The sequence below is a fragment of the Pseudomonas sp. Irchel 3H3 genome (genome assembly GCF_900187635.1).
Lineage (GTDB): Bacteria > Pseudomonadota > Gammaproteobacteria > Pseudomonadales > Pseudomonadaceae > Aquipseudomonas.
Map to the genome: position 1 here is coordinate 1 of NZ_FYEC01000054.1, position 8,594 is coordinate 8,594.

Genomic DNA, 8,594 nt, shown 5'->3' on the forward strand with positions numbered 1-8,594 from the left:
CGACTCATCGCCTGGGGATCGGCGCCCACCGCATTGCCATTCCTCTCCACAGTCGCGGCGCACCCCGAGAGCGCAAGGACGTCATCAGTGAGGAAGTCGCAAACAGCCTGCGCATCGTGCAAACAGGACCCGACCGGCTGGTGTTATGCCTGCAATACCCGCTGGACCTTGATACTGAATTTACCCCGGCGTCCGAAACGTTGGAGCTGGCGGTCTGCATACAGACCTTGAACGCCAAAGGGGAGTGGGAATCGCTGATAGACGTTATTCACCTCAACCCGCGCGGTAAGGACCATTTTCCTGCGTTGCCCCGTCAATCCGTTACTGAGCATCCACCGTTGTTGCTGGTTGAAACTCATCTGCTGGAGCTGGCCGACCATGCCCACCAAGATTGATATGCCTCTGCCTTCCCCGCACCTTGAGCAATCTCGCAAAGCCGGCGATGTGGAACCGTTTCCCAGTGGGAGAATCACTTATCTCGCGCCGTTGCCCCTGCCGACAGCGCTACCGCCGCATGGTCCGCATATCGGGGAGCTAAATGAGGTGTACATGGACTTTGGGCTGGGATCGCCTCAAGTGTTTATGTGGCAGATAACATTGGGAGGGCCATTCAGTGGCGCGTTTATGATTGCATTTCTGTTCCCACTAATTGGTGGCTTCCTTGGACTCGTACTTGGATATGACTGGGAAGATATCTCCGACTCCATACAAGGGATCTTCCATGCATCGTACCCGTTAGCCATGCAAACTGGCTTTTGGACCCTACTCATTGGCCTAGGCGTCTGGCACCACAACCACAAAAAACGCCTCCACATCATCCCCACCCGCTTCAACCGCCAACGCCGCGAAGTCTGCTTCATACCCGAAGACGCCACCGAGCCCGTCTTCGTCCCTTGGGAATCCCTCTCCGCCTGGGTCATCGAAGCCCAAGGCGCCACTCAATACGGCATCCACCGCCAATACGGCATGGGCATCGGGTTCCAGCACGGCGAGACCCTGACCAGCGTCGAATTCCCCTGCTTCGGTCTTTCCCTGGCCATCAGCCACTGGGAAGCGATTCGCGGCTACATGGAATACGAAATCCACGACCTCAAATCCATCCAGGACCCGCTAGACCTGCAAGGCCCCGACGATCCACCCCACGAAGGCCTGCACACCTTCCACAACGCCCGCGCGCGTATGCATCAGCAAATCCGTGACGGCCAACGTGGTCGAGTGTCCGGCTTCTTCTGGTACCTGTACCACGTCATGACCCTGTGGACGATTCCCAACCACCTGACCGAATGGGAAGTCCGCCGCCTCCAGAAAATGGCCCCGCACGCATTACCCGAAGCGATGCGCCAATGGTCCGAGCCGTTGCCGAAGGAACAATGGGCCAAGCCGAGTGAAGAATTGCTGCGCATGAGCGCACAGGTACGAGCACTGCACAAGCGACAGCCAAGACGAGCCATTACCGAGATTTTTGCCGAGGTCCAGTGCTTGAACCCGACCGACAAACATCACGCATGAGTTATTTCAGGTTAATTAACCGACCAACACCAGCGTCAACCCCACAACCACCGCCAACACCAGCGCCCAGCTCAACATCAACCGCCGCCACAGTCGCAGCGCGTGGCGCATCTCCATGAAGCCATCGGTGATCAACCACGCTTTGCCGACCGCCACCAGCAAAATGACCACCGACAGCAGCCACGTCGCGCCCATCTGTGCCAGCACCACCGTGCACAGGCTTAACGTGGCCAGCGCTGCCCAGCAGACCAGCAAGAACCTGGAAGCGGTTCGATCGGGTGTTCGCAAGACTGGGTACGGTCCATGGGCTGCCTGTTCCAAAAGCGGATTCAAGGAACACGCTACGGGCCCCTGCGACAACCTGGCAAATGAGATGGCCGGCAAACTTGATCGTCGTCAAGCGAACATTGGCCTGCTCGGGCATAGCCGTGCACGGCACTAAGAACCTGCGTTCTGCGCTGCAGTTTCAGCACATCGCAAAGGTCTTGCCTGAGGAGAAATGGAGTGCTGATCAGCAATAGAAAAACGTTTGCTCTGACTGGTTGCGCCGGCTGCCACGGTGTTTTGCGCAAAGGGGCCACGGGCAAACCGCTGACACCGGACATCACCCAGTCCCGTGGGCAACCGCTTCTCGAGGCATTGATTACCTACGGTTCGCCGGCGGGCATGCCGAACTGGGGAACGTCGAATGCGCTGACCACGGATCAGATCACGTCAATGGTCAAGTTCATTCAGCACACGCCGCCGACGCCACCGGAATGGGGCATGGCCGAGACGCTGAAAACCTGAAAAGTGTTGGTCAAACCTGAAGTTGGGATCGAGTACGCCCTGATCGCAGCGGGCGATCAGCTCGCCGGGGTTGTGTAGGATATCGAGCATGACGGGGCTCCGAGACTGGCTGCGGATCAACAGTGTCGGGGTTAGACGATCAATACGCCTTGATTTGCGTCAAGCACAAACAAAGTCCTGGAAGGACAGACCACCGGTCAACGCCGATCACCAGGTCAGATAGAACATAGCCTTGGCCAGCAGCACGATAACGATCATGTGACAGAACAGGCTGACGTGTATGAACCGCAGGTATCGCGGGCTCATTCGGCCACTTTTGAACAAAAACATGGCCATCAGGAAGTGCAGCAGTACGCTTGCGGCCACCACGATTTTCAAGGCCAGTAATGTGCCGAACGATGAAGCCCATGGTGCGCCAAGGACTGGCAGGTAGCGCAGCCAGACCATGCCCAGCCCCGCACTGAATAACACCAGCAGCACCCACGGCATCAGCGAACGCGCGCGCCGACCGATGCCCTGCTCGACCAGCAGCATGACCCTGGCGGGTAGCTGTTTGCGGATGTTTTCCAGGAACAGGACCTCAAAGAACACCGTGCCGATAAAGATCAGGGCGGCAAACAGGTGCAGCGTCAGAAGAAGCGGATAGATCATGGTGGCTTCGCCTAGAGTCAAGACAACCCGCTACGCCACAAGCGCACGGGATGTCGGTCTCTAGAGACTACAGAGCCGCCCGTTCCATGTGGTTGACATCGATCAAGTAAGCCACAACGCCCCCACTCTGAATCGCCGCGGGTTTTGTAGCCCGTGAACAGAACATACGTTCGCCTCCAACTCCCCAATCGACTACCATGCCGCCGCCGGTTTCCACTTGGGAATAATAGGGAATCCGTGATGCGCGCAACGCATCAAACGGAACTGCCCCCGCAACTGTAGGTGCTGAGCCTGCTCCTTAACTGCCACTGGGATCACCCGGGAAGGCTGGAGCACGCCATGACGCATCAGTCAGGAGACCTGCCGGCGACGCAACAATCACTAACCGGCGGGGTGTCCGGGAGGGACATCCTTGCGCGTGCGTCACTTTGGTGATCGACCCCTGCCCGGCTTTTCGGCAGCGCTCGTTGATGTGTTTCCAGGCCCTACACCCCAGCTCCGTGTACGGTTCAAATGGAGATTGCATCATGCTGCTGCCCCGCGTTGTCGCCCTCGCCACGGGCCTGGGTCTTTGTTCACTGGCCCAGGCTGCGCCCACTCAGTACCCGCTGACGCTGCAAAACTGTGGCAGCACACAGACCTTCGCCCACGCCCCGGCTCGGGCCGTGACGATTGGCCAGGCCGGGACCGAAATGCTCTTTGCCCTGGGGCTGGGAGACAAACTGGTCGGCACTTCCCTGTGGTTCAACGATGTGTTGCCCCAGTACCAGGCGCAAAACGCCGGGATCGAACGCCTGGCCGATAACGATCCAAGTTTCGAGTCGGTACTTGGCAAGCGCCCGGAACTGGTCGCCGTCGAGCTGGAGTGGATGGTAGGTCCGCAAGGGGTGGTGGGTACACGGGAGCAGTTTGACGAGCTGAAGATTGCGACCTACCTGATGCCCTCGGACTGTGAGTCCAAGGACAACCTGGTGGGGGCCGACGGTACTCGCCTGGCGCCGTTCCGGGTCGACAGTCTCTATAAGAGCATCAGCCAGCTAGGGGAGATTTTTGATGTCCAGGAGCGTGCGCAGCAGTTGAACGCGCAGCTCAAAGCCAGCCTGGCCAAATCGGTGGCCACGGTGCAGAACCAAGACCTGAAGCACACCAGCGCGCTGGTCTGGTTCTCCAGCGCCAGCCTGGATATCGATCCCTATGTCGCCGGGCACAAGGGCATTCCCGACTTCATGCTCAATACCCTGGGCGTGCGCAACGTGGTGGAGTCCGACGAAGAGTGGCCAAGCGTCGGCTGGGAAACCATCGCCAAGGCGAACCCGACCTTCCTGGTCATCGCGCGCATGGATCGTCGGCGTTTTCCGGCTGACGACTATCAAAAGAAACTGCAATTCCTGCGCAGCGACCCAGTGACCCGCAACATGGACGCGGTGAAGCACAACCGCATCATTGTCCTCGACGCCATGGCCATGCAGGCCAGCGTGCGGATGTTCGACGGCCTTGAAACCCTGGCTACCGCCCTCAACAGCTACGACCTGGCGCAATGACGGCGATGCTACTGCGTACCTTATTGGCACTGGCGACCCTGCTGATCGCGCTGATTGCCGGTGTGACCATCGGCGAAACCAGCATTGAACCGACGGTGGTGTTCCAGGTGCTGGCCAACAAGCTGTGGGCCGCCGGTTATGCCCTGGACCCCATCGACGAAGGCATCGTCTGGAACTACCGCTTGACCCGCGCACTGGTGGCGGCGGCGTGCGGTGCGGGGCTGGCGACTTGCGGGGTGATCCTGCAATCGCTGTTGCGCAACCCATTGGCCGATCCCTACTTGTTGGGGATTTCCGCGGGGGCGTCGACAGGCGCAGTGCTGGTGGCGTTGCTGGGCCTGGGCGGCGGGGCGATCTCAATGTCGGCCGGGGCGTTTGCCGGCGCCGTGCTGGCCTTCGCCGTGGTGGTTTTGCTCGGCCGTGCCAGCGGCGCACCGGGCACTACCGGGCAGATCATCCTGGCCGGGATCGCCGGGTCACAACTGTTCAACGCACTCACGGCGTTTTTGATCACCAAGTCGGCCAGCTCCGAACAGGCACGCGGCATCATGTTCTGGTTGCTGGGCAATCTCAGTGGCGTGCGCTGGCCATCCGTGTGGCTGGCCGTGCCGGTGGCGCTGGCCGGTCTTGCGGTGTGCCTGTGGCACCGCCGCGCGCTGGATGCCTTCACCTTTGGCGCCGACTCCGCGGCCTCCCTCGGCATTGCGGTGCGTCCGGTGCAGTTGCTGTTGATCAGCTGCGCGGCGTTGGTCACGGCGGTGATGGTGTCGATTGTCGGCTCGATCGGTTTTGTTGGGCTGGTGATTCCCCACGCCGCCAGGCTGTTGCTCGGGACTGGTCATACCCGTCTGCTGCCAGCCAGTGCGCTGGGCGGGGCGGTGTTTCTGATTGCCGCCGATGTGCTGTCCCGCACGCTGATCAAGGGCCAGGTAATTCCGGTCGGCGTGGTCACGGCGCTGGTCGGGGCGCCGGTGTTCGCGCTGATCCTGGTGGGACGGAGGAATGCCCGATGACTGCAGCTGTGTCTGTTTCTCAACCCTGTGTATTGAGTTGTTCCGGTATCGGCTTTGCCATTCGCGATGCGCAGTTGCTGCACGACATTCACCTGGCCATTCACCGTGGCGAGACCCTGGGGCTGGTCGGGCCCAATGGCTCCGGCAAATCCACCCTGCTCAAGCTGCTGGCGGGGGTGCGTGCGCCCAGCCAGGGCGCCATCCATCTCAACGGCCAAAACCTCAAGACCCTGTCGCGGCGCACCATCGCGCAAACCCTGGCGGTGGTCGAGCAGCAGGCTGACACCCTCGATGCAATCAGCGTATTCGATGCGGTGGCCTTGGGCCGAACGCCCTGGCTGTCGGCCTTGAGTCCCTGGTCGGCGGTGGACGCGGCGATCGTCGAGCAAGCGCTGCGTGACGTCGATGCGGCTCACCTGAGCAGCCGCACCTGGCGCAGTCTCTCCGGCGGCGAACGCCAGCGCGTGCATATCGCCCGCTCCCTGGCGCAACGCCCGCAGATCCTGTTACTGGACGAACCGACCAATCACCTGGATATCCAGCATCAACTGGCGATTCTGAATGTGGTTCACGCATTGCCCGTGACCACCGTGATTGCCCTGCACGACCTTAACCAGGCCCTGGGCTGTGATCGGTTGGCGGTGCTCGAACGCGGAAGCCTGGTCGCCCTTGGCAAACCGCTTGAAGTGTTGACCCCAGAACGCTTGCTACACACCTTCGGGGTCCACGCGCATTACCTCACTGACCCCTTTGACGGCACGCAGATCCTGCGATTACGCGCCTCCTGACTCGTCTATGGATAGCCCACCATGCGTATAGTTTCCCGCTCCTTGCTGCTCGCTGCAGTGTTGCTGTGCCCCACGGCATACGCCGAAGTCCATGAAGTAAAAATGCTCACCCGAGGCGCTGCGGGCAGCATGGTCTATGAGCCGGATTACCTGCAGGTGGCGCCTGGCGACACGGTCCGGTTCATCCCTGCCCAGAGTGGTCATAACGCCGCCTCGGTCAGCGAATTGCTGCCGGCCGGCGCGCAGGCATTCCAGGGCAAGATCAACCAGGCAGTGGAACAGGTATTTCAAGTGCCTGGCCTCTACGGCATCCAGTGCACCCCGCACCTGGCGATGGGCATGGTGATGTTGATCCAGGTGGGCGAGCCTGCAGCCCAACCGCCGGAGTTGCCAAGCGCCCTGCCCCCACGTGCGCTCGATCGATTGAACAGCATCCTGCAGCGCTGAGCTTTCAGTCGGTCGGCAAACGACATTCCATATGGGTGGTCTGCCAAACCGGGTCGGCGTCCACCTGGATCACGTTGAAACCGCGCTTGAGCCAGAAGTCGATGGCGCCCGGCAAGAACGGATGGGTGTGCAGATAGATCACCTCGACCCCGGCTTCCACGGCCGATGCCGCCAAGGCGCGGTACAACTGGCTGGCCAAGCCCGCGCGGCGAAACTGCGGGAGGATGAACAGACGTACGACTTCCACCACCTTCAGCCCGGGATAATCGATGTGCGCAAAGCGCCGGTCATAGGGCAGATAGCCGATTGAGGCGACGATTCGCCCGGCATGACGGGCCACCAGGAAGCGTCCCGCACCGCGCAGGTAAACCTGCTCAAAATTCGCCAGGTCATCCGGCGTGCCGGCTTCCCGCAGTTTCGGGAACAGCTCGGAGCGCGCCGCCAGGACGAACCCCAGAACCTGGGGAATGTCTGCGGCCACCACGGCCTCGATAGCTGTTTGATGCACATGCGCTCCGTAATTTTCGGGGGTGATTGACGCGGGAGACCGGGATAGACTGCGTTCGGTTCACTTACGCGAGACATCCAGCGTGGATCGCCAGCAAAGGATAAACAGGCCAACAGGCTACCGCACCCTGTTGGGCAAAAGGAGGATCATCAATGCCGGTGTCCATCAACCACGAAGACTTTTCGCTGACCACGCCCTACGGTCAGGTATTCGCACGCTGCTGGTACCCCAACAAGCAAGCCCAGGCTCAGCCACTGGCCCCGATCATCCTGCTCCATGATTCGCTCGGCTGCGTGGCGTTGTGGCGCGACTTCCCTGCCCTGCTGGCAAGCGCCACCCAGCGCAATGTCGTGGCCTACGACCGCTTGGGATTTGGTCGTTCAGACCCCCATCCTGGCGATTGGTCCAACGACTTCATCCGCCAGGAAGCCCAGCGCTATGTGCCGCTCGTGCGGGCAGGACTGGGCATCGAGCGTTTTATCGCCTTTGGTCATAGCGTCGGTGGTGCCATAGCCACCCACTGCGCCGCGTTGTTTCCCGAGCACTGCCTGGCGCTGGTGACGGAGTCGTCCCAGGCCTTTGTCGAGGAACGCACGGTTCTGGGCGTGCAGCTTGCTAAAGAGCAGTTCGAGCAACCGGGACAGATCGAGCGTCTGCGCAAATACCACGGTGAAAAGGCCCAATGGGTGCTGAATGCCTGGACGCAAACCTGGCTTAGTCCGACTTACGCTGGCTGGACCATCGAGCAAGGACTGCCGGCGATTGGATGCCCGCACCTGGTGATCCACGGCGAAGACGACGAGTTTGGTTCGACCCAACATGCCCATCGATATGCCGGCCTGACTGGCGGGAGCAGTGAGGTGCTGCTGATCAGCGATTGCATGCATGTGCCCCACCGTGAACAGCCGCAAACCGTGATTGATGCGGTTTGCCGTCAGCTGTCGTGCGTGAGCTAGACCGGCCCCATCGCGGCATAGGTATCTACACAACTGTGTGTGCGACGTTGCACCTGTGGGCCGGCCAGGGGGTTGAATTAGGCCGAGTACATATCCATTTTTGCGGTAACGGCCTCCTATGGTTCCGCCTGACGGCGGCTCACTTTTGAACAGCGCAAAAGTAAGCAAAACGCTCTTTCCCCACCACTCGGTGCCTCGCTTAGGCTCGGCATGCCCGTACTCCGACATTGATTTGGGGGGCCGCCGCAATGGGCCCTCCCTGGCCCAGTGCGGCTAAACCGGCGTCCTGCCGGTTTACCCCCCAAATCAATATCGAAGTACGGCCAGCGTGGTTAACGGGGCGCCCAGGATCAAAAACAAAGCGAGGCGGCCTTAGAGCCGACCTGATCGCT

Annotated in this window: 9 protein-coding genes, 2 pseudogenes and 1 riboswitch; of the genes and pseudogenes, 8 read left to right on the plus strand and 3 right to left on the minus strand. The window is 60.8% G+C overall.

Annotated elements, in window-relative coordinates; all coding sequences use genetic code 11:
• A pseudogene (locus CKW24_RS27515) lies at positions 1 to 395 on the plus strand (hypothetical protein); the annotation flags it as partial.
• Positions 396 to 741: 346 nt separating this feature from the next.
• Positions 742 to 1,509 carry a DNA-binding protein gene (locus tag CKW24_RS27520; protein WP_256585552.1) on the plus strand — a complete coding sequence of 256 codons (768 nt, stop codon included), beginning with the start codon at positions 742 to 744 and terminating at the stop codon, positions 1,507 to 1,509.
• 15 nt (positions 1,510 to 1,524) lie between these two features.
• Here the strand turns inward: CKW24_RS27520 and CKW24_RS27525 are convergent, their stop codons facing one another.
• Complete coding sequence (locus CKW24_RS27525) at positions 1,525 to 1,797, minus strand: cytochrome C oxidase subunit IV family protein (RefSeq protein WP_095172042.1); 273 nt, start codon at positions 1,795 to 1,797, stop codon at positions 1,525 to 1,527.
• Positions 1,798 to 1,998: 201 nt separating this feature from the next.
• Between CKW24_RS27525 and CKW24_RS27530 the strand changes: the two are divergent.
• Positions 1,999 to 2,295 (plus strand): annotated as a pseudogene (locus CKW24_RS27530) (c-type cytochrome); the annotation flags it as partial.
• A gap of 210 nt (positions 2,296 to 2,505) precedes the next feature.
• Here the strand turns inward: CKW24_RS27530 and CKW24_RS27535 are convergent.
• Positions 2,506 to 2,949 carry a CopD family copper resistance protein gene (locus CKW24_RS27535; RefSeq protein ID WP_095172032.1) on the minus strand — a complete coding sequence of 148 codons (444 nt, stop codon included), beginning with the start codon at positions 2,947 to 2,949 and terminating at the stop codon, positions 2,506 to 2,508.
• Between the two features lie 190 nt (positions 2,950 to 3,139).
• Positions 3,140 to 3,332, plus strand: a riboswitch (cobalamin riboswitch).
• Between the two features lie 144 nt (positions 3,333 to 3,476).
• Between CKW24_RS27535 and CKW24_RS27540 the strand changes: the two genes are divergently transcribed.
• Genes CKW24_RS27540 through CKW24_RS27555 form a run of 4 tightly spaced genes read left to right on the plus strand, consistent with a single transcriptional unit; the run spans position 3,477 to position 6,738 of the window.
• Complete coding sequence (locus tag CKW24_RS27540) at positions 3,477 to 4,490, plus strand: ABC transporter substrate-binding protein (RefSeq protein WP_095172034.1); 1,014 nt, start codon at positions 3,477 to 3,479, stop codon at positions 4,488 to 4,490.
• On the plus strand, positions 4,487 to 5,503 hold the full coding sequence (locus CKW24_RS27545) for an iron ABC transporter permease (protein WP_095172036.1): 1,017 nt from the start codon (positions 4,487 to 4,489) through the stop codon (positions 5,501 to 5,503). The genes CKW24_RS27540 and CKW24_RS27545 overlap by 4 nt, the downstream gene beginning before the upstream one ends.
• On the plus strand, positions 5,500 to 6,291 hold the full coding sequence (locus tag CKW24_RS27550) for an ABC transporter ATP-binding protein (protein WP_095172037.1): 792 nt from the start codon (positions 5,500 to 5,502) through the stop codon (positions 6,289 to 6,291). Before CKW24_RS27545 ends, CKW24_RS27550 begins: the two co-directional genes overlap by 4 nt.
• A 21-nt stretch (positions 6,292 to 6,312) precedes the next feature.
• Positions 6,313 to 6,738, plus strand: coding sequence for a pseudoazurin (locus CKW24_RS27555; RefSeq protein ID WP_095172039.1), 426 nt, complete (start codon positions 6,313 to 6,315; stop codon positions 6,736 to 6,738).
• Between the two features lie 4 nt (positions 6,739 to 6,742).
• On the opposite strand, the gene CKW24_RS27560 is transcribed toward CKW24_RS27555, so the two are convergent.
• The gene (locus tag CKW24_RS27560; RefSeq protein WP_218274111.1) at positions 6,743 to 7,246 is read right to left on the minus strand and encodes a GNAT family N-acetyltransferase; all 504 of its coding nucleotides are present in this window, start codon (positions 7,244 to 7,246) and stop codon (positions 6,743 to 6,745) included.
• Between the two features lie 152 nt (positions 7,247 to 7,398).
• Between CKW24_RS27560 and CKW24_RS27565 the strand changes: the two genes are divergently transcribed.
• Positions 7,399 to 8,202 (plus strand): alpha/beta fold hydrolase, encoded by an 804-nt coding sequence (locus CKW24_RS27565; protein WP_095172041.1) that lies wholly within the window; start codon positions 7,399 to 7,401, stop codon positions 8,200 to 8,202.
• Positions 8,203 to 8,594 lie beyond the last annotated feature (392 nt).